Annotated in this window: 17 protein-coding genes; 12 read left to right on the top strand and 5 right to left on the bottom strand. The window is 47.6% G+C overall.

What is annotated here, in order from left to right; translation table 11 throughout:
* Positions 1-54: 54 nt before the first annotated feature.
* Together DXT99_RS18840 and DXT99_RS18845 are read right to left on the bottom strand one after the other, a co-directional pair.
* On the bottom strand, positions 55-1,749 hold the full coding sequence (locus DXT99_RS18840) for a hypothetical protein (protein WP_115567139.1): 1,695 nt from the start codon (positions 1,747-1,749) through the stop codon (positions 55-57).
* Positions 1,750-1,810: 61 nt separating this feature from the next.
* On the bottom strand, positions 1,811-3,337 hold the full coding sequence (locus DXT99_RS18845) for a glycosyltransferase (protein ID WP_115567140.1): 1,527 nt from the start codon (positions 3,335-3,337) through the stop codon (positions 1,811-1,813).
* Positions 3,338-4,253: 916 nt separating this feature from the next.
* Here DXT99_RS18845 and DXT99_RS18850 point away from each other — a divergent pair.
* Positions 4,254-5,369, top strand: a complete 1,116-nt coding sequence (locus tag DXT99_RS18850; RefSeq protein WP_115567141.1) for a hypothetical protein — start codon at positions 4,254-4,256, stop codon at positions 5,367-5,369.
* A 130-nt stretch (positions 5,370-5,499) separates the two neighbouring features.
* On the opposite strand, the gene DXT99_RS18855 is transcribed toward DXT99_RS18850, so the two are convergent.
* A complete protein-coding gene (locus tag DXT99_RS18855) occupies positions 5,500-6,381 on the bottom strand; it encodes a glycoside hydrolase family 25 protein (RefSeq protein WP_246000847.1) in 882 nt (293 codons plus the stop codon).
* 3 nt (positions 6,382-6,384) lie between these two features.
* Complete coding sequence (locus tag DXT99_RS18860) at positions 6,385-7,506, bottom strand: alanine racemase (RefSeq protein WP_115567142.1); 1,122 nt, start codon at positions 7,504-7,506, stop codon at positions 6,385-6,387.
* 158 nt (positions 7,507-7,664) lie between these two features.
* On the opposite strand from DXT99_RS18860, the gene hemN reads away from it, so the two are divergent.
* The 4 genes from hemN to DXT99_RS18880 all read left to right on the top strand — a co-directional run bounded on the left by hemN (position 7,665) and on the right by DXT99_RS18880 (position 12,611).
* Positions 7,665-9,044: an oxygen-independent coproporphyrinogen III oxidase gene (hemN, locus tag DXT99_RS18865; protein WP_115567143.1), complete on the top strand. Its 1,380-nt coding sequence runs from the start codon at positions 7,665-7,667 to the stop codon at positions 9,042-9,044.
* A 347-nt stretch (positions 9,045-9,391) separates the two neighbouring features.
* The gene (locus tag DXT99_RS18870; protein ID WP_115567144.1) at positions 9,392-9,928 is read left to right on the top strand and encodes a CopD family protein; all 537 of its coding nucleotides are present in this window, start codon (positions 9,392-9,394) and stop codon (positions 9,926-9,928) included.
* A gap of 221 nt (positions 9,929-10,149) precedes the next feature.
* Complete coding sequence (locus DXT99_RS18875) at positions 10,150-10,782, top strand: hypothetical protein (protein ID WP_115567145.1); 633 nt, start codon at positions 10,150-10,152, stop codon at positions 10,780-10,782.
* 509 nt (positions 10,783-11,291) lie between these two features.
* On the top strand, positions 11,292-12,611 hold the full coding sequence (locus tag DXT99_RS18880) for a toxin-antitoxin system YwqK family antitoxin (RefSeq protein ID WP_115567146.1): 1,320 nt from the start codon (positions 11,292-11,294) through the stop codon (positions 12,609-12,611).
* Positions 12,612-12,714: 103 nt separating this feature from the next.
* On the opposite strand, the gene DXT99_RS18885 is transcribed toward DXT99_RS18880, so the two are convergent.
* A complete protein-coding gene (locus DXT99_RS18885) occupies positions 12,715-13,530 on the bottom strand; it encodes a multidrug transporter (protein WP_181885176.1) in 816 nt (271 codons plus the stop codon).
* A 400-nt stretch (positions 13,531-13,930) separates the two neighbouring features.
* Here DXT99_RS18885 and bioB point away from each other — a divergent pair, with 400 nt between their 5' ends.
* The 7 genes from bioB to lysA all read left to right on the top strand — a co-directional run bounded on the left by bioB (position 13,931) and on the right by lysA (position 22,055).
* Positions 13,931-14,932, top strand: a complete 1,002-nt coding sequence (gene bioB / locus DXT99_RS18890; protein WP_115567147.1) for a biotin synthase BioB — start codon at positions 13,931-13,933, stop codon at positions 14,930-14,932.
* Between the two features lie 9 nt (positions 14,933-14,941).
* Positions 14,942-16,075: an aminotransferase class I/II-fold pyridoxal phosphate-dependent enzyme gene (locus tag DXT99_RS18895; RefSeq protein WP_115567148.1), complete on the top strand. Its 1,134-nt coding sequence runs from the start codon at positions 14,942-14,944 to the stop codon at positions 16,073-16,075.
* Positions 16,072-16,686, top strand: a complete 615-nt coding sequence (gene bioD, locus DXT99_RS18900) for a dethiobiotin synthase (protein ID WP_115567149.1) — start codon at positions 16,072-16,074, stop codon at positions 16,684-16,686. The genes DXT99_RS18895 and bioD overlap by 4 nt, the downstream gene beginning before the upstream one ends.
* A 67-nt stretch (positions 16,687-16,753) precedes the next feature.
* Positions 16,754-18,070 (top strand): adenosylmethionine--8-amino-7-oxononanoate transaminase, encoded by a 1,317-nt coding sequence (gene bioA, locus DXT99_RS18905; protein ID WP_115567150.1) that lies wholly within the window; start codon positions 16,754-16,756, stop codon positions 18,068-18,070.
* An 83-nt stretch (positions 18,071-18,153) separates the two neighbouring features.
* The gene (locus tag DXT99_RS18910; RefSeq protein WP_115567151.1) at positions 18,154-19,365 is read left to right on the top strand and encodes a beta-ketoacyl synthase N-terminal-like domain-containing protein; all 1,212 of its coding nucleotides are present in this window, start codon (positions 18,154-18,156) and stop codon (positions 19,363-19,365) included.
* Positions 19,366-19,587: 222 nt separating this feature from the next.
* Positions 19,588-20,898, top strand: a complete 1,311-nt coding sequence (locus DXT99_RS18915; RefSeq protein ID WP_115567152.1) for an aspartate kinase — start codon at positions 19,588-19,590, stop codon at positions 20,896-20,898.
* 14 nt (positions 20,899-20,912) lie between these two features.
* Positions 20,913-22,055 (top strand): diaminopimelate decarboxylase, encoded by a 1,143-nt coding sequence (gene lysA / locus DXT99_RS18920; protein ID WP_115567153.1) that lies wholly within the window; start codon positions 20,913-20,915, stop codon positions 22,053-22,055.
* Positions 22,056-22,164: the final 109 nt, after the last annotated feature.

Consider the following 22,164-nt stretch of genomic DNA (forward strand, 5'->3'; position numbering starts at 1 on the left):
GTGAAATGAGTGCGGAAGCTCCTATATAATGCTTGCTTAGAAATAGATTTATGTTTATTCTTCAGGTCTCAGGTCTTCCTGCTTTTCAACTAACAGCACGGAAAACCAGTTGTCATCATTCAAAAAGGTTACATTATAAGCATCGTTGTTTAGTAGTCTCATTTCTACCCACTGTGGACACTGTATATCATCCCATTCTCGTGCGGTCTCTAACCCCTGTGGTTCCAAAGGGCATTCTCTTAAATAATCCGGATGATCTAGTACTAAAAAGCGATCAAAACGCTGCAGAAACTCCTCCGTTGTCAGTACATTATTCTGGAACAAATGAGGGTAGTTCCGTTTTATAGCCTCCATATGTTTGTACTCTTGCGGAGTAAATAAGCCGCTGTTTTCATCAACCGCCGCTTCCCAGTCTAATATATAATAGTACCTTTCCGGGTTAGGTGCATAATGGATGCGCTCCAGAAATGGCCCGGCCATTTGTAATACCACAGGCAAGTCGTTATAGCCACCTGTTGCATCTGTGGTTCCAGGCTGATCATATTTTTTTACTGTGTTAGCATACATAAGGGGGCGGCACAGGAAAAAAGCTAGCAGTACGAAAGCTGAAATGCCTATCATAAAAGATGGTAGATGCCTAAACTTTACTGCCTTTGAATGCACCTGCTTTTTAAAAACAGATAAATGAAAGATGTATGAAGAAAAATAAGCCAACACAATAACCCACCCCAGTGCGCTTGGTATCATATACCTCTCCCAGAAAATAGGCTTGATGGTTTTAGATATCACCCATATAAAAACAGGCAGTACCAGAAAAGCAACAGTTAACACCATAAGCGGTATTATTGACTGAGTATTCGTCGTTGGTGCTGGCTCTCTTTGTAATGTGGTACCCTTTAACTCTCTTCCAAATATTATAAAAACCGAAATAACCAGCAACAGCAACGGTAGGGACTGATGCAGGAATGTAGACGCATGGAAATGAAACATATCCAGCAGATCCCGGAATATTGGTTCTGGGAGCCATGTCCTGGGATTTCCGGCATCTGCCTGGTTCAAAAATGATGGTATGTAGAATAAGATGGTAACCCAGCTAAGGATAATAGACAAATAAACTCTCAGCCTGAAAATGTTAAAGAACCAATCTGCCACAAGCATGGCAAGCAGTATAGCGCCACTGTAAAACCCTCCGAACAGATGCGTATGCACGATAGCGATGTGAACACAAGAGTTTAGGATTAACTGTTTATTTGATGGCTTAAAATTTCTATAGAACTGATCATACAGCAAAAGGGCGAAGGCGCTGAGAGCCAGAAACAATCCATACATCCTGGCTTCAGCGTTTTGAAGCAGAATAACTTCTGAGGTACAGAAAACGCCCAACACACCAACAGTCGTTGACCACAAACCAAAGTGCCGGCGCACAACCACCCACGTTACCACTAAAGCAACGCACATGCCCAATGAAGAAAACAGGCGTAGCGATAATTCGGAGGACCCAAAGGCTTTATCCCAAATCCATCCGAGCAAAAAGTAAAGAAGTGGTGTGTTATTTATCTTATCATGAAAGGCAGACAACATTCCGGTGAAGGAAGGATCTGAGGTAAAGTAATAGGAGTAAAGCTCATCATTCCAGAAAAACTTATTACCAGAAACATAAATACATGATACTAACAATGATATTATTGCCAGGGCAGGCAACACATACTCCCAGTAAGGACGCACTGGAAGTTGACTTTCTTTAGACATAATTCTAGGGCTAAATCTTTATATCTTTAGACAAAAGAGGGTTAATCAGGAGCTTATTACACTAAGGCAGACGAACTTTGTCTATCTCTTTTAATTTTATATTCGGATAATATGATTTACTATGAAAATTCTTTTTCAGCCAAAGCTGGTATAGCACCTTCCAGTACCCTCCCCCAACCTTGAATAGCCTGAAAGAAGACACGCCCATATCAGGGGTTCTGTTTATCCAGGATATAGGCACCTCCCTTACCTTATACCCCATGAGCATGGGCATCAGTCCTGTTTCTGCGTTGATGGCAAAATCGTTCTGGGTAAGCTGAAGATTGTCCAAAACCTCCTTGCGTATCAGTTTAAGGTTGTTTGTTAAATCTCTGAATTTTCTTCTTAAGATAAAGCGGGCAAGGAAGTGAAAGCCCCTGTTCGCCATAATCTTCTGGAACGGGTAGTTGAGCAAAACGCTTCGACGGGAAAAGCGACTGCCAATCACCACATCGTAGCCTTTTACGGCCGCATCAAACATATCCCGTAGTTCCGGCAACAGATGCTGGAAATCGCAGTCCATTGACAAGATATACTCGCCTGTAGCCGCTTTGTACCCATCCCTGATGGCTCTGCCAACACCGTTGGGGGGAGTGCGGTACACAGGCTTGACTAACGGATATTCCGCTGCCAACTGCGCTATCACTGCTTTTGTATTGTCCTTGCTGTTATCGTCTACAAGTACAATCTCATGCAGGTAATCGCCGTAGAAGCCTAGAAGCCTTGTAACGAGTGGCTGTAAATTCATTTCTTCGTTATGGCAGGGAACCACAACAGATATCGCCCCTATCAATTCCTTATGGTTACACAAGCACATGTTAGGCAATACCACCTCTTGTGGGGGTTTCTGGGCATGAATCAGAATGGCACCGGCAAGAGATTTTACAAGAGAAAGGTTCTCCAGCAGGATGGACAGGTTACGTAGCACCCACACACCCTTCGGAGTAAGCGGAGCATATACAAAATCATTATAAACCGCAGAAATGTTGATGAATCCTGAATTTTCCAGAGAGCTTTTAAGATCTGAACGGTTGAGGAGTGTCCGGAAATCTGTTTTACCGGTAAATTTATTAAATACCTTACGGGCATTCAGGAAAGGATTATTTGGATTGCTTTCATAAAAGATGACCTGGCCACCCGGCTCTAAGAGCGTATGGATACACTCCAAAAACCAAGAGCTATTTTTCCTGTCATGCAAGTCCATCACTATTATGTTTGCGTACTTTCGGTTGGAAAGCTGGCCAGGAAAAGAGGAAAGAGATACAAATTCTACTGGCAATGATTTATCTTGTTCCGAGACATGCTCTAAAAAGGTAGCTGCAGTTATAGGGTTTTCGCCTTTTGACACCCTGTAAAGTTGCTTTGTAAAGAGGCCACTACCACACCCTAATTCTAAAATGGACTGTCCCGGCAGAAGATGTGTCAGATGCCGGAACGTCTGAGCTCTCCATAACAACCTGTCTTTAACAATAGGGTCTCTTTTTTTCCAGTAAAACTCCCTGAATTGCTCACGCTGCTGAAGTGTTTCTATAAATTCAGTATTTACCATTATGTTAATTTTATATGGAGCTCAACTACCCGTGGAAAAGAATTATATCAGAGCATGTTTAAAATTCATCCTTTGCGCTGCAAACTGCCCATAAAGGAACCTGACTTCACAGTTTTCTCGCTCCATAGCGCTGCTATGAAGCTCCAAAACCGTTTCGCCAGAACCCTTCATGGACAATTTTCGCATCCAAAAACTAAATTTAAACATGCTCTCAGTCTTTATTTACACGCAAATTAGTAGTGCAAAATGAAATTTAATCTGCTGGTACAATATAACTGAGCCGTCACGGCTTTCCAATCATAGAAATTAAACTCTTTAGACACAGGGCAAGTATATAAATCAATCAAAATAAGTTAGCTACAAAAGCTTCACTCCTATTACTCCTGCTTCCCTGTCCAAATTTCTTCCCTAAGTTTCAAAAACTTCTGTATAATCTGATTTGTACATTATTCTTAAAAGCTTAGATTATACCACACCAGTACGTTGAACTCAAAAACAGCTGTGACCTGATTTTCTACAGGTTCAAAACTAATACGGGTACAGTTAAAGGAGGTTATATAGCAAATACCCTATAACTAGCCTTCGTGCAAATGAGTATGGAAACTACTCCGTTTGAATTTAGTATTAGGATGTTTTTGCACCCCTTAGCCTTCTATAATTGAGGTAGTGCAGTATGCCTGTTGCCCCTCCACAAACCAAGACTCTTTCGTTCTGAACATACTGATCCAAGGCCTTCATGAGATGCAGAAAAAATGTTCAATCATTTCCCAGGTTCATTCATCTTTTCGGCAGCTAAGGTTATGCAGCGTTCAAAACTGCGGAATTTTATGATTAGTACCTCTCGCTTAAAACCACTCATGTTTCTCTTCGTTAGAAATGATACAGTTCATTTTAACCGTAACTAAACCAAAAAGCTATGAACAGAAACCAAAATGATCGCCAGGACAATTCCCGTGGCTTCCAGACACACCGTTCTGAACGATACCGCCATCCTGAGAACGACAACAATTACCGCTTCGACGACTATGGCTCTTCGGCACGCGGTGGCTATGGCAACGAGGGACACTCCGGCACCTGGGGCAACCAGGGCAACGAAATGGCAGGCTCCCGCAACACTGCTAACCAGGATACATATGGCACCTATAGCACCTCCAGAAATTACGGCAACATGGGTAGCTATGGCGGCGCACAAGGGTTCGGCACTTCCAGAGGAGGCACTATAGGTCAGCGCCACTATGGATCTGCAGATACCGACTACAACTTTGAGAGCGGCATGGGCAACCCTGGAGAAGCCCGTGGTAGTGACTATAGCCCAGCCGGCCGACGTGCTTATGCTTACGAGAGCGACTACAGCAGCCGTAGCTCAGGCAATGACCGGTATGGCGCTGGCAGCACCAGAGGGTTTCAGGATAACAATAGCGGAAACTATGGCTCTAATCAGAGTGACTACAACTACTATGGAGGCATGGGCTCACCAGACCAGGCCAGGCAGAGTAACCTGAACAGCCCAAGCCGCGGCATTAACTATAGCCCGGACAGGGACAACAGTTCTGACAATGATCAGAACAGAGGATTCCTCGGCCATAACCGTCGTGGAAGCCGGGGCTACGACAGAAATGAGTCCTCCTCTTCAGGAAGCCATGACCTTTACGGCTCTGACACTTCCAGAAGGTTCGAGGGCTCAAATCAGGGACGCTATAACTTTGACCAAGACGATTACAACTCCGGCAGTGGATCGTCTAGAGGCAACAGCAACTACGGCAGCAGCAACAAAAGAGGCAGCTATGGCTCCGACAGGTATAACTCGGCTAACTTTGGCGGGGCTGAAGGCAGCTACATGGGTAGCGGCTATAACCGCACCTCAGAAAACGAGTACGGCACCAGCAACCGCGACGGGGCCTATGGCGACAGAAATTTCAACAGAGGCTTTGTCAGCTCTGACAATAACTACCTGGCGAGCCGCAACCGTGGACGCACCTTTGACCGTGACCGTGGCGACGACCGCGACCGGGGCTTTGGAGGCAGATACTAAAATTTGAATACCAGTAGGATTAAGAAGGGCAAATTGATAGCAGCTTTTATAACTCATTTAACTCTGCTGTAAGCCTTACACCTACACCCCTATAACAGAAAGAGGCGCTATCATGTAGCGCCTCTTTCTGTTATAGGGGTGGTTGCTTTATCCGCAGACTGCGTAACTCCCGCATGCTGCCGTTAAACACATTGCAATCTACTTTTCCGGTGATGCCTTTGATGGCTCCCTCATCGGTATGCTGCCAGAAAGCCAGCTTTAGCGTATCGCTCTTCTCAAGCTTTAGTTTCGGCACCTTATAATGTGCAATCCAGAGAGGATACTCATCAAAATGACCGGCCAGGTAATCCTTGTAAAAATTATAGCCGGTATAGATGATAGGCTTCACGCCATACACCTTTTCCACCTGCGTCAGCCATACCTTCAGGTCCTTGCGCAGTTGCGCCACAGGTTGCCTGCCCCGTACTTCCACATCCAGCACAGGAGGCAGGTCTCCCGGCGCAAGTGTAACCATGGAAGTAAAGTTTTCAGCCTGCAGTTCCGGCTTGAGGTAAGGCAGGTAAAAATGATAAGCTCCACGCATAATACCTGCTGCACCGGCACCTTCCCAGTTATTCTGAAAGTGCTTGTCCTTTAAGCTCCTGCCTTCCGTCGCTTTTACAAAAGCAAAGGCAACTTCGTTTTCCCGCACCTGCTGCCAGTCTATCTCCCGCTGATAATGCGACACATCAATGCCATACACACTATAGCCCTCGGGCCAGGCAGGCTTGGGTTTCTCAACAAAAAACTCCACATAGAGCACTACCAGCGCCAGCGTTACCAGCACTGCCACCCCTACCCAGAACTTGTAGGGCGACGGCGGCCGCGAATTCTTTTTTGGTTTGGCCCTGGGCTTAGCGACGGGCTTAACGGCAGTTTTAGCTGTTGCCTTAGCGCGAACAACGCGTTTGGGAGGCTGCTTTGGAATAGCACCCCAGCCATCGTCTGCTGTAGATTTTCCCTTCCGGCTCAATGCTTACAGTATTTCCAGTTCCCGTTGCGGCACACCCGACAGATGCTCCAGTATCTCTCCGTCAGTTGTCATATAGCCTCTCATCAAGTCTGCTGTCAGGCACGAATGCACCGGCAGGATCCCGATCATGTCTCCAATGTGGTATTTCTCAAATTGCTCAGGGGAGGCTTTGATAACGCCATGCTCCTGCGACAGCGACACGAGGTCAATGCCATTGACCGGAGTCGTCCAGCCATCGTTCGTGAACTCCACCACACGGCCATATATCACAGAACTGTCTTCCAGCGGTAGTGCATCTTTGGAGAAATGTACGCTGCCTCCATAAATAATAATTTCCCCACGGTTAGGATGTTTGGCCACCACGGGGCAGGCCATGCATACGGCAACATCATCAAAGCTGCAGGAGCCGATGCGCTGTTGCATCACATCATAAAATACAAAGTTACCCGGCCTGATTTCATCTACTCCTGTCAGTGAATCCAGAATGCTGCACGAAGGCGTATCACCGATAGAGAGCTGCAGGTTCGGAAACTGCCCGATATAGCGTTCCCGGAGCAGTTGCAGAAGGTATACGGAAGTATTATGTATGGTTTGAATGGCATAAACATCCGTTTGCTTGTAGGTATGTCCATCGTGCACCACAAAACCGGCAAACTGTAGTTTATCGCTTTCCTTTATCTTCTGTATTATAGTATCAAGGGCTGTGTGGTTATTCGCCAACACCCCTGTGCGGCGATAGCCTGTATCTATTTTTACCCATATCTGTACCGGGTGCTTCAGGCCAATGGCCAGCGCCTCCACCGTCTCCACGTTTACAGCCAGCACATGTAGCTTTATGTGGGCGGCCAGTTCATTCATAGTGTCCATCTCCAGCACATTGGCCGGAAAAGCCACCATGATGTCTTTCCAGCCCTGGTTGGCAAAATAGCGAGCCATTTTTAAGGACGATACTGTAATGGCATCAATGTTATATTCCCGGAACCACGCGCCCACCTGCGCCGACTGATGCGTTTTGAAATGCGGACGCAACCGGATGCCGTTCTCCTTAGCCTTCTGCACCATCCTCCTGATGTTGTTCAAGCTTTTCTTCTTATCCAGTAGTAGTGTTGGTGTGGTTAATCTCATATATCAAAAACACAGTTTTTGTAGCAAATCTTGTGAAATTACACAGGTTTATGCTAAAAGTCACGAAAAAGAGGGCTTTTAGCTGACAATAATCATTTCCTGCCTCCCTTGCACAACCGAACTTTGCACATAGAAATTCAAGAATGAGGAGAGAAAATATGAATAGTGCCCCTATATATACCACCCCTGCTGCGCTGCTGGCTAAGTATGATGTGCCGTCGCCACGCTATACCAGCTACCCCACTGTGCCTTACTGGGACGATGCCCCGCTCACACAGGAGCGCTGGTTGCAGCATGTAAAAAAGGCTTTCCGGAAAACTAACACTTCCGAAGGCATCAGCTTATACCTGCACCTGCCCTTTTGCGAGCAACTCTGCACCTACTGTGGTTGCAACAAACGCATCACCAAAAACCACGGGGTAGAGGAGCCCTATATGCAGGCCCTGCTACAGGAGTGGGACCAGTACCTGGCGGCATTTGGAGAAAAGCCACGTATTACGGAATTGCATCTTGGCGGTGGCACGCCCACCTTCTTCAGCGCCGAAAACCTGAAAAAGCTGCTGGAGTCCCTGCTCAGCAAGGCAGAAGTAACTCCTGAGGCGGAATTTAGCGTGGAGGTGCACCCGAACGCCACCAACGCAGCGCAGCTTCAGGTGCTGTATGACATCGGCTTCAGAAGACTAAGTGTAGGCATTCAGGACTTTGACCCGCGCGTGCAGTTTGTCATTAACCGCATCCAAAGCTTTGAGCAGACAAAAGATTTGTTCGACACCGCTCGCGCTATCGGCTATACTTCTATCAACGGCGACATTATTTATGGCCTGCCCCACCAGACAGCTGACAGCGTGCGCCACACCATTGGGAAAGTAAAAGAACTGCGTCCGGAACGCATTGCCTTTTACAGTTATGCCCACGTACCCTGGAAAAGCAAAGCACAACGCCGCTATTCTGAAGCCGACCTGCCGGAGCCAGCCGAGAAGCGTGGCTTATATGAATTAGGAAGAAACCTTTTGGAAGAAGCTGGATATGTAGAAATAGGCCTGGATCATTTCGCGCTGCCGGAGGACGAACTGTATATTGCCGCGCAACAGGGCAAACTGCACCGCAATTTCATGGGCTACACACCCCGACACACTGAACTTCTGATTGGCTTGGGTGCCTCCAGCATCTCTGACACCGGCACTGCCTTTATGCAGAACATTAAAGAGGTAGAAGCCTACGAAGCAGCTGTTGCCACAGGTCAACTGCCAATTTTCAAAGGCCATGAATTAACACAGGAAGATATCCACATCAGGCAGCACATCCTGAACCTGATGTGCCGCCTGCACACTTCCTGGAGCAAGGACGAGGAACCTTATTTCGTGGATGCACTCGTTCGCCTTCAGCCATTAGCCGCCGATGGCTTAGTGGAATACCGCAATGGTTATATACAGGTGCTTCCGGCTGGAAGACCTTTCCTGCGCAACATCGCCATGTGCCTCGATGCACGGCTGTGGGAGGCAAAGCCAACAACGCCAGAATTTAGCAGATCAGTGTAAGCTGCCGGTTATATATCTAATTACCACTGCTCCTCCTGGGGGTGCAGAGGCCCTCTTTAGAGTCCAACGAGGGAAGCTTTATTTTGCCGCTTTCAGAGTTTATGTCATTGCAGTAGAGTATAAATTTATCATCTGCCAACTTGCTATAGAAGTAGCAAAGTAGAGCCTGAACAGCAGGTTCCCATCCTTAGACATGGAGGGGCAGGGGTGGTTTGACCCGGTAACGAGAATTCTAAAATGTCCACACTTGGAAATAGCTGATTGCATGACACAGCATCTCAGAAAAACCAGCAAAGCCTGAATTCTGTCTCAGAACCCTTACCTTTGTAGAAACAAGCATCACAGTCATGAGCTTTTTCTACGTTAAGGCGCTGCACATTATTTTTGTTGTTACCTGGTTTGCCGGGTTGTTCTACATTGTGCGTCTGTTTATATACTATGCAGAAGCGGATGAGAAGCCGGAGCCGGAAAAATCGATCTTACAACAGCAACTGGCCCTGATGCAGAAAAGACTGTGGTACGGCATCACCTGGCCCTCTGCTGTGCTCACGCTAATCTTCGGCCTAACGATGTTGTACCTCTACGGCTCCATCCCCGGCTGGCTCATTTGGAAGCTGTGTTTTGTTGTGGGGCTCTATATTTATCATTTCCTCTGTCATCGTATTTTCAGGCAACAGCAACACGGCATCCTGAAGTATACCCCAACTCAACTCCGCATCTGGAACGAAGTGGCCACGCTGTTCCTCATCAGCATCGTTTTTCTGGTGGTGCTGAAAAGCTCCCTCAGCATGCTCTGGGGCATCCTGGGGCTGATTCTCTTTTCCGCGATTCTCATGCTCGCCATTCGTATCTATAAAAGAGTCAGAGAAAGTTCTAAAAGTTAGAATGTTAAAGAGTTAGAAAGTTGAATTAGTAGTGAATCTGGCTCATTATGGCATTAAAACTTATACATACCAATCCAACTTCAAGCCATCTGATAAAATTTTATGCGTAGGTATATCTTATCCTACTCCATATAGGGCAGGTAGTAAGTTTTTTAACTGTAACTTTCTAACATTCTAAGTTTCTAACTTTTTAACTCTTTAATTAGCCCTATTTTTGTCGTATGAACCAAGCAGAACTGAAGCCTAACGAGAGAGAACTGATAAAACTGATTCGCTTCTTTAGCAAACGCGGTGACCAGCTGGTGGCTACAGGTAAGCTCAATGAAGAGCATGAGCAGTTGACAAAGGCGTGTCAGAATTTAGAGACGCAGCTTTACAGACATGCTGAAAACCGCGCCGCCATATTAGACAAGCGCCAGCGCCTCGAGAGAATTATTGAAGATAAGGCGCAATGTCCGAAATGTCATCAGGCGGACATGCTGAAAAAGACCGGAGTGGCTACAAATGAGTACGGCTGGAAGAGCAACACGTACCGTTGCCGCCGCTGCAATACCACGTTCACCTGGAACCGCCCGAATAATCCCTGGCATATGGTGGAGTTTCTGGAGCGTTACATCCAGGAACTGGAGCAGCAGTTACAAACTGAGCAGCCCGAAGAAATGCAACAGCATATAGAAGGCGCAATTCCGCAACTACAGGACAGTCTTTTCAGACTGCGCCCGGTGCTGCAAACTTCTGACGAAGAAGTAGCGGCACTGGAGCAAAAGGAAAAAGAAATGGGCAAACTTATTCACCAGTTCAAAAATTACCTCCTGATCGAAAAGATTAAGCTGGATACTTATCCGGATGAATAATTTTTTGAAAGCACCACCCACAAAAGCAATAGTCTGGCAGCGTATATCAACCTCACATTTGTTGTACAATTCAGTACCAGACGGCCAGCGTCAGAAAGGGATAAGAATACCTAGGCGGAACAGCATCTTAGCCAGGCGAAGTTTCAGCCAGTAAAAAGCTGCCGCTGCTGGTTTTCTCCAAAATCCTGCAGTTTCTTCCTTCTAACTGTTTATTTGTGAATACCTCAGCCGACCCCTTCCTGCCACCTATGTGCTTTTACATCACTTTTCTTTTCTGAGCCTTAAATCAGCAATAAAGGCTTTTTTATTTGTGTACAAGAAATAGTCCCCGAAGAAAATAATTTATTTGTTTTATCCGCAGTTAGATTCATATAAAGGGGAAGATTTACGGAACTGCTCCTAAATGAATCCTTGTCGCATGATTGTTGTTTCTTACTTTCATGAAGCAAAGAGCAGGCACAAAAGCCGGTTTATATGCTACATCAAAATCAAAACCGCTAAGAATATACATGTATAAATTATTGCTGTTATCTGCTTCGCTGTGCTTGCTGCAAACTCTTGCCACAGCGCAAACAAAGGTCACCACCTTCCACGACGAAGCCCGCACTTCTGTTAAAGAAGAATATTATATCACACCGGACTCTGCTATTGTTGGTTACTACAACCGCTACTACCCTACCGGGGAGCGCGAGGCACTGATGAAGTTTGTAGAAGGTAAAAAGGACAGTGTATACACGGAATTTTACCCTAATGGTAATCCAAAGATCCAGCTAACCTATGCCATGGACATTAAGCAGGGTCCTTTCAAGGCTTTCCAGCCAGATGGACGCCTGCTGCAGGAAGGCAGTTATGACAATGACAAGCAGAGCAATGTGCTCAAAACTTACTATGCCGATGGCACCCTCAAAACAGAAACCACCTTTGCAAATGGTTTTCCGGAGGGTCTGGTGCGCGAGTATTACCCCACAGGTAAACCTAAGTCGGAGATAACATATAAAGACAGCCAACAGAATGGGCCTGCCAAAACCTACTACCCGAGCGGCAACATAGAAACAGATGCTGTGTACCGAAACGGTATGTTGGAGGGCTCCTACAAGACATATTTCGACAATGGACAACTGCAGACAGAGGTAAACAATGTAGCGGGCCAGAAGAACGGCACTTTCAGGAGCTACTATAAATCCGGAAAGCTAAGCACGGAAGGCGGTTTTCTGGCTGGCAAAATGCACGGCCCGTCGAAAGCATACTTTGAAAACGGCAAGCCCCGCAGCGTGATTAACTATAAAAACGGTAATCCGGCAGGACTAACCCAATTCTTTTATGAAGACGGAAGCCTGCGCGAAGAAGCCAACTACAGCAACAACGGCAGCGATATTAAAATGACAACCTACTATGCCTCCGGCAATATAAAAGCGGAGGAGCAGTTTAAGGATAAAAAACGCAGCGGGAATTGGAAAATCTATTTTGATGTACCCGGCAAAAAAGTTCAGGTAAGCGAAAACTTTACCAACGACCAGCTTACCGGCGACCGCCTGACCTATCATGAAAACGGAGCAGTTAAAACGAAGGTGAAGTATGAGAAGACTAAAATCGTCGGCGTACTAAATGAGTTTTATCCATCCGGAAAGTTAAAATCTGAAACTAACCATAAAGACGGCCTTCGTTTTGGCCCCTATAAGCAGTTCTTCGAGAGCGGCAAAACAGAAGTAACAGGCCAGTTCCGCAACAACAGGGAAACAGGCAACTGGAAATACTTTGATGAAGAAGGAAAGCTTTTGAAAACGGTGGTTTTCCGGAACGGTCAGGTATTGGAAGAGAAGACGAAATAGGTAAACTATAAAACAGAAAAGCATCCAGAAATGGGTGCTTTTCTGTTTTATAGTCTCTTTCTGATACAGCTATTAAACTATTTTAAAAACAAATAATTAAATGCTATACTTTTGGCCTTGCAGCTACATCAGTTTCTTGTGAATGGAATAGTTGCTCCACCAGCCCCTCCTTGTGCTTACCGGGAACAAACAGTACCTGCGCCTTTAGCAACACCATGTAATCCAGCAGCGCATAAATAAAAAGCACCACACCGCTCATTTCCAGTACCTCTTCCATACAGTACAGCACCAGGTTATAGATATGATCGTATCCGTATCTCACATAGAAATATCCCTCAAAAAGCTCTAGTCCAAGTGCGCCTGCCACAAACATAGCACCTGAGGTTATGAACAGCGTTCTGGTTTTTAAAGGGAGACTCCACACAAAAGGCAGAAAAAAAGCCACTGCAGCTAACACCAGTACTCCATAAGGCACCACCCACGCCCAATACAGCAAGCCTGAAAGGTCACTTACCAGCATAGGCCTTACAACCTCACTTACATACTCATGTATCTGAAGACTCTCATCAACAGCCATAAAAAGAAAAACGATGCTCAGGATACCCCATTTTCTTCGCTCTGCTTTGTAACTACTTTTCAGGTGATATACAGCGAAAAGAAGTAATGAAGCCAGGAGCAATATAGCAGTGGAAAAGAAGGCAGGAACATTCTCTTCCCAGTTCATATCAAAACCCCGAATAAGTCGGTAAGCAAGTGTAGAAGGTTCAGGGTAATACATTTTTTCGTAAACCATACCTGCTATGTATGCCAACATTAAAACGAGCACCACTGCTGCAAGCGCCTTTGCTACGATCATCGGAAACAGCTTTATCACGTGAGAATGCTTGGCTGTGGGTTGGTTTGGAGGAGTGTTAAGCATAAGCAAATCAGGTTTCATCTACTCTATCAATGTAAAATATATTACACCTAAAACTTTGAATATGCCTCTATAGTTACAAAAAAATACAATTACTTAAATCAGACCACAAACCGGGGCTGAAATCTTATGCTAATAAGAGGGGTGTTTATGAAAATTTATGACTAACACTTCATTTAAACTGAAACTCACTTTCCCAAATGGTTCAGCCACACAGGTAAGGGTATAAAAAAACTACAACTAGCCCCGTCTCAAAAAATGCCAACAAAATAACAAACCAATTTTTCCACAGAAAACCTTCAATTGCTGAACTACTTAGCTAATTATCCACTAAACCTACCCATATCTTTGATTTTTAATTCCTAAATCTTCAAATTACCTTCGTAACCTAAACACGAGTAGCATGACCCAAAACGGACTGAACACAGACATCCGAACCGACTGGAGTCTGGAGGAGATAAAAGCGATTTATAATAAGCCAGTGCTGGAGCTGATAGTAGAAGCGGCTAATGTGCATAAGCAATACCAGGCTACCGGCGAGGTGCAGGTTTGTACTTTATTATCCGTGAAAACAGGTGGCTGTTCTGAAGACTGCGCCTACTGCCCGCAGGCAGCCCGGTACAATACAGGTGTTGACGTGCATAAACTGCTGCAACAGGAGCAGGTGCTGGCATCAGCCCGCCGCGCAAAGGAAGGCGGCTCTACCCGTTTCTGCATGGGCGCTGCCTGGCGCGAAGTGCGCGACAACCGCGACTTCGACAAGGTGCTGGACATGGTAAAAGGCGTGAATGATTTGGGACTGGAAGTTTGCTGCACTTTAGGTATGGTGAACGAGTACCAGGCAGAACGGCTGAAGGAAGCCGGACTGTATGCCTACAACCACAACCTGGACACCTCCGAAGAGCACTACGACAAAATTATCACCACCCGCACCTATGATGACCGCTTAGGAACGATTAACAACGTACGCAAAGCAGGAATCTCTGTTTGCTCAGGTGGTATCATCGGACTGGGCGAAACGGACGAAGACCGCATTGGCATGCTCTATACCCTGTCCACGCTGGAGCAGCATCCGGAGTCTGTGCCGGTAAACGCGCTGGTGCCGGTAAAAGGCACACCACTGGAGAACCAGCCGCGCGTATCTGTATGGGAAATGGTGCGCATGATTGCCACTGCCCGCATCCTAATGCCTAAAACAATGGTTCGCCTCTCAGCTGGCCGTGAGCAGATGGACGTAACGGAGCAGGCACTTTGCTTTTTGGCTGGTGCGAACTCCATCTTCACAGGAGAGAAACTGCTAACGACGCCAAACCCTGACTTTGACCAGGACAAAGCGATGTTCGACCTGCTGGGCCTCTCCCCACGCAAATCATTTAAAGAAGAAACATTGCCACAGACGGTGTAACAGCCGCCTATGGAAATACATAAACGATTACAGCAAAAGCTGGCGGAACGGGCGGCGCAAGGCAACTTGCGCCAGCTCAAAACTGCCACCGGCCTCACCGACTTCTGCTCAAATGATTACCTCGGACTGGCCCGTTCCGAAAAACTGCGGGCACACATTCAGGCAACAGAGCAGCAGTACAGCCATCTACCGTTGGGAGCTACCGGCTCGCGACTATTATCTGGCAACCACACTTTATTTGAGGAACTGGAGGAAACGATAGCCAAGTACCACCATGGAGAGGCAGCCTTGCTGTACAATTCCGGGTATGCGGCTAACGTCGGGCTCCTGTCTGCCTTGCCACAGCGGGGCGACACCGTTTTTTACGACGAGGCAAGCCACGCCTCTATGAAAGACGGCCTGCGCCTGAGCTTCGCAAAAAGCTACAGTTTCCGGCACAACAACCTGCAGGACCTGCAGCAGAAGCTGAAGCTTGCTACAGGGCAGGTATATGTGGTAGTGGAGTCTGTCTACTCCATGGAAGGCGATAAAGCGCCGCTGCAGGAATTGGCGCAGCTGTGCAAAAGTGTGAATGCAGCACTAATTGTAGACGAGGCACATGCCGTGGGCCTTTACGGAGAAAAAGGTGAAGGATTAACCGTGGCACTGGGCTTAGAGAACCAGGTATTCGCGCAGGTGATTACCTATGGCAAAGCAATGGGAGCACATGGGGCCGCTGTAGTAGGGCCACAGGTGCTGCGCGATTTCCTAATCAACTACAGCCGTGCCTTTATCTATACCACCGGTTTACCGACGCATGCATTGGTTACGCTAAAATGTGTCTATGATCTGCTGCCGGAACTGGAAAAAGAGCGCCAGCAGGTAAAAATGCTATCCAGCCATTTATCTGAGCAACTGAATAAGATAAACGGCATCCGCTGTACTCCTGCAGAAAGTGTGATACTTTCTGTTTTTGTTGAAGAAGGCGGCACTGCGAAGCTAAAAGCACTGGCTTCGTTTTTACAGGCAGAGAAGTTTGATGTGCGCCCCGTGCTAAGCCCTACCGTGCCGAAAGGCCAGGAGCGCCTGCGGGTGATCGTGCATGCATATAATACATTACAGGAAATTGAAGGCCTCGTGAAGGCCATAGCCAAAGGAATATGAAAAGCTATTTTATCACCGGCATCGGAACAGACGTGGGCAAAACAGTTGCTGCCGCCATCCTGACCGAAGCCCTTCAGGCCGACTACTGGAAACCTGTGCAGGCAGGTGGCCTGGATTTTACGGATACCGATACTGTTAAGAGCCTGGTTTCTAACACCGTGTCCGTATTTCACCAAGAAGCATACCGCCTGAAGATGGCTGCCTCCCCACACCGCGCCGCCGCTGCCGAAGGCGTAGAGATTGACGTGCACGGCATGAAGCTGCCGCAAACAGAGAATAAAATGGTGGTGGAAGGTGCCGGAGGATTGATGGTGCCCCTCAACAAACGCTTCCTGATGCTGGACCTGGTGCAACAACTGGGGCTGGAGGTAGTACTAGTCTCCCGCAATTACTTGGGTAGCATCAACCACACCTTACTCACAGCCGAGGTATTACGCTACCGCAAAGTGCCGGTGGCCGGCATTATCTTTAACGGTGAAGAAAACACTGCCTCCGAAGATTTTATCGTGAACTACACCGGCCTGCGCAAACTACCTTCTATTCGGCAGGAGGCTGAGTTTTGTAAAGAAGCCGTAGCAGCATACGCGCAAGAGTTTAAATCCATATTATAGAAAAAAAGACTCAGAATTTGGAAGAACTTCTACACTTTGATTTTTGAATTAAACCTACAACAGTAAAATGTCTTTATCCCAACGCGACCAGAACGTCATCTGGCATCCGTACACACAGATGAAAACAGCTGCCCTTCCAATCCCGATCGTTCGGGGAGAAGGAGCCATGTTATACGCGGAAGATGGTACGGGTTATGTTGATGCTGTTTCGTCGTGGTGGGTGAACCTGCACGGGCACGCACACCCCTACATTGCCCAGAAGGTTGCAGAGCAGTTGCAAACGCTGGAGCATGTTATTTTTGCCGGCTTCACACACGCCCCAGCTGTGGAATTAGCTGAGCGCCTGCTGCAAATCCTGCCGCAGGGCCAGAGCCGTATGTTCTACTCCGACAATGGCTCTACTGCTGTGGAAGTGGCGCTGAAAATGGCCATCCAATACTGGAACAACCTCGGTACTCCTAAAAAGAAAATCATCGCTTTCCGAGACAGCTACCACGGCGACACCTTTGGTGCCATGGCTGTTAGCGCACGTAGCGCCTTTACCGCCCCCTTTTGGTCTTACCTGTTCGAGGTAGAGTTCGTGGATGTGCCCGTTCCTGGTAAAGAGGAAGAGACAGTAAAGCAGCTGGAAGCTTATGCCTCAGGTGGTGATGTGGCCGCATTTATTTACGAGCCGCTGGTGTTGGGCACAGCGGGCATGGTCATGTATACGCCGGAGGTACTAAACAAACTCATGCAACTCTGCCAGCAGCACAACATCCTGACCATTGCCGATGAAGTAATGACGGGCTTTGGACGTACCGGCCGTACCTTTGCCACCGACTACCTGCAGCATCAGCCGGATATGGTTTGCCTTTCGAAAGGGCTCACAGGCGGCACCATGGCGCTTGGAGCAACTTCCTGCAACGAAAAAATCTACGAAGCCTTTCTGCACGAAGACAAAAGCAAAACGCTCTTCCATGGCCACAGCTACACGGCCAATCCCGTAGCCTGCGCCGCCGGTTTAGCCAGCCTCGACCTACTGCTGCAATCTGAGACACAGGACAACATCCGCCGCATCTGCAGCCAGCACAACGCATTCGCAGCGCGCATAAAGCAAATGCCATATATAAAGGAAGTGCGTCAGCAGGGCACCATACTGGCTGTAGAATTTGAGGACAGCACCACCTCCTACTTTAGCGACCTGCGGGATACGCTCTACAGCTTTGCATTATATCATGGCGTTATCCTTCGGCCGCTCGGTAATATCATCTATGTTATTGCGCCCTATTGCATCACTGATGAGCAGCTTAACCAGGTATATCAGACCATTTCAGGGATGCAGGAGGTGGTTTCCGGTAACAGGCATTACCCCCGCCCGGACCTAACAATGCTGCACGACTAACCTTTCTGCCTCCCTTCAAACCTCATTCCCTTTTCTGATCTTAGCCGCATAGTCTGCGATTAATCTTATACCTTTACCGGGATTTGGAAGCAGAGAAATCACATATCATCATTAGAGGAACAGGCCTTATCTCGCCGCAAGGGTATGATGCAGCGTCAGTTGCCGCCGCCTATACTGCAGGCATTCCTTCCTTTTCTACGGTTATGCATCATGGGCAGGCCGTTCCGGTTGCCGCACTTCCCACCACAGCCGAGGCTGAACTGCAGCGTCTAACCCATTCAGACCCAAACTACCGGCAACTTGACCGCTCTGTGCTGCTGGCTATCTATGCCGCACGACAGGCTGCTGCAGAAGCAGGCTGGCTGCAGGAAGGCACAGCTACTGCAGACGATTTAGGGGTGAACATTGGTTCTTCGCGAGGTGCCACAGGCCTGTTTGAGCAGCATTTCAGTGGCTATCAGCAAAGCCCCGAAGGTGCGCTTTCTTCCAGCGCCTCTCCTACCACCACCTTAGGCAACCTCTCCAGTTGGGTGGCGCATGCCGTAAATGCGGGTGGCGCACAAATCAGCCATTCGATTACATGCAGCACCGCATTGATGGCTGTGGCCAATGGCGTGGCCTGGCTGAAGGCAGGTATGGCACAACGCTTTCTGGCAGGAGGCACCGAGGCACCCCTTACGCCTTTTACATTGTCGCAGATGAAGGCTGTGGGTATTTACTCTAAACTAGCTGTTCAGCCTTACCCCTGCCAGCCTTATGCGGTAGAAAAGCAGAATACCTTTGTTTTAGGCGAGGGTGCAGCTGTTTTTGCCCTGGAGCAGGTAGCATCAGATCGGCTTGCAGCAGGCGATGTGGTGGTGGAAGCCGTTGGTTTAGGATTTGAGAAGATAATGAGTAAAACGGGCATTTCTGCGGAAGGTATCAACTTTCAGAAGTCGATGCGGCATGCGCTTGCGCAATTACCGGAGCACGATCGCCAGGTAGATCTCATTATTACGCACACCCCCGGCACCCGCGCCGGCGACAGAGCAGAACTTGCCGCTATAGAAGCTGTTTTTGGAGAAAAGTCGCCTGCTATCACCACAAACAAATGGCTGATCGGCCATACCCTCGGTGCCTCCGGTGCCCTTAGTCTCCAATATGCCCTTTATGTTTTGCAGCACCAACAGTTTGCGGCCATTCCTTTTCCTACCCTGCTTCCTTCCTTCAGCGTCTCTCGCTTTACCCGCATTATGATTAATGCCGCAGGGTTTGGTGGCAATGCGGCAAGTATAATTGTGTACTGCAACCGTTAATAGCTCTTGGGAAGAAGCCTGTACTTCAGCAGTTATCGCCTGTCATTTTCATTGTTACAGTATAGCTTCTACTAGCATAAAAACTCAGCTATACTATTAAACAAGGAGGCTAGGATTTTACAGAGCGCGTTTTTTGTAGCTATAGTTTTGATAACCTACGATATTATGCTCCTTTTTTGCTAATTTTACGGCATAACAATCTTTCATTTTTCAATTACATAAATGAGAATTCTGAAATTCGGTGGCACCTCTGTAGGTTCTGCTGAGAGAATGAGGGCGGTTGCCTCGCTCATCCAAAGCGATGAGCCTAGAATTGTGGTGTTGTCTGCTATGTCGGGCACCACAAATGCGTTGGTACAAATAGCTGAGACGCTGTACCAGAACAAGAACCAGGAAGCGAATGCGCTGATTGATGCGCTGCATGATAAATATAAACAGGTGGTAGAGGAACTCTACACCTCCACCGAAAAAAGAAAACAGGCGAACGACCTGCTGACAACTCATTTCGATTACCTCCGCGCATTTACGCAGGACCTGTTCACGATTCATGAAGAGCGGGCGGTGCTGGCGCAGGGTGAGTTGCTTTCGACGGCATTGTTCCAGTTCTTCCTTGAGGAGAATGGCATTCCGTCGGTGTTGCTGCCGGCCCTGAACTTCATGAAAATTGATGAGAACGAAGAGCCGGACGCACCATACATCGCGAAGCAACTGAAAACAGAACTGGAGCAGTACCCGGATGCAAAGCTTTTCATTACCCAGGGCTACATCTGCCGCAATGCGTTTGGCGAAATAGATAACCTGAAGCGTGGGGGCTCTGACTATTCTGCTTCCCTGATAGGTGCTGCTGCCGATGCCGACGAAATCCAGATCTGGACCGACATCAGTGGCATGCATAACAACGACCCGCGTATCGTCAAAAACACCTACCCTATCGCGGAACTGTCTTTTGATGAGGCGGCAGAGCTGGCCTATTTCGGTGCTAAAATTCTGCACCCAAGCAGCGTAACACCTGCCAAGAAAAAGAATATACCGGTACGCCTGCTTAACACCATGGAACCCGAGGCGCAAGGTACTACCATCTCCGCTGAGAGCACTGGTGGCAGCATCAAAGCCGTAGCTGCGAAGGATGGCATCACTGCTATCAAGATAAAGTCAGGGCGGATGTTGTTGGCATATGGTTTCCTGCGCAGTGTTTTCGAGGTATTTGAGCGCTACAAGACACCAATCGACATGATTACTACCTCTGAGGTAGCTGTTTCTCTGACTATCGACAATGACAAGTCTCTGAATGAAATCGTTTCAGAGCTGGAGGCTTTCGGCCAGGTTGAAGTGGACACAGCGCAAACGATCATTTGTGTTGTAGGTGATTTTATCTCTGCGCGCAGCGGATCTGCCTTGAAGATATTCACATCCCTGGAAGAGGTTCCGGTACGCATGATATCTTATGGCGGCAGCAAGAACAACATCAGCCTGCTGATTGACACCAGCAACAAAGTAGAGGCTCTGACAAAACTGAACGAAGGAATTTTTTGAGAGAAACACATCAAATGCTTAACCTAAACTTAGAGGAGTTGCAACAGCAGCAAACTCCTTTTTATGCCTATAACTTAAACCTGCTGCGCCAGACGCTGCAAGCATCAAAGCAGGAAGCCGACAAGTATAATTATCACGTACATTATGCCCTGAAAGCGAACGCAAACGCTCCCGTGCTGGATGCAATGCGCGAATTCGGCTTTGGAGCAGACTGCGTGAGTGGAAATGAGATTAAAGCAGCCATTGAAAATGGCTTTGCACCCCAGGATGTCGTTTTTGCAGGAGTAGGCAAATCCGATGCTGAAATAAACTATGCCTTAGAACAGGATATCTTCTGCTTTAACTGCGAGTCGAGCCACGAGTTAGAGGTGCTGAATGAGCTGGCGGAGAAGAAAGGGCGAGTGGCGCGGATAGCGCTGCGCATTAACCCGAACGTGAACGCCAATACGCACAAGTACATCACTACTGGCCTTGAGGAGAATAAATTCGGTATTAACGCATGGGAACTGGAAAGTGTGCTGGAGCAGCTAAAGGAGCTAAAGCATCTCGAGTTGATTGGCATTCACTTCCACATCGGTTCCCAAATTACAGACCTTACGGTTTTCAAAAACCTGTGCACGCGGGTGAATGAATTTCAGGAGTGGTTCTTGGCGCGTAACATACAGTTGCAGCATATAAACGTAGGCGGAGGCTTGGGCGTGGATTATTATCACCCGGAGCAACAGCCTATTCCTGATTTCGAAGCTTATTTCGGGCTTTTCAACCAGTTCCTGGAATTGCGTCCGGGGCAGGAAGTGCATTTTGAGCTGGGCCGTGCGCTGGTGGCACAATGCGGTACACTTATATCAAAGGTGCTGTACATCAAAAATGGCCAGAATACGAATTTCGCTATTCTGGATGCCGGCATGACGGAACTGATTCGCCCGGCCCTGTACCAGTCGTATCATAAAATTGAGAATCTGACAAGTGAAAAAGCAGAAGCCCGTTATGATGTGGTAGGCCCTATCTGTGAATCGTCTGACTGCTTTGGCAAGGCTGTCATCCTTCCTGAAACCCAAAGAGGTGACCTGATTGCTATCTGGTCGGCAGGGGCTTATGGTGAGGTGATGGCCTCGGCTTATAACCTGCGCGATAAAGCAAAAGCGGTATACCTGTAAGAGCTAAAAATGACATAAAAACAAAACCCGGCTTCTTAAAGAAGCCGGGTTTTGTTTTTCACCTGTTTGCTTTTCTGATAAAAAGAAGGCTATTCGCCTCCGTATGTTA

The organism is Pontibacter diazotrophicus, from assembly GCF_003367245.1.
In the GTDB taxonomy this organism is placed as follows: domain Bacteria; phylum Bacteroidota; class Bacteroidia; order Cytophagales; family Hymenobacteraceae; genus Pontibacter; species Pontibacter diazotrophicus.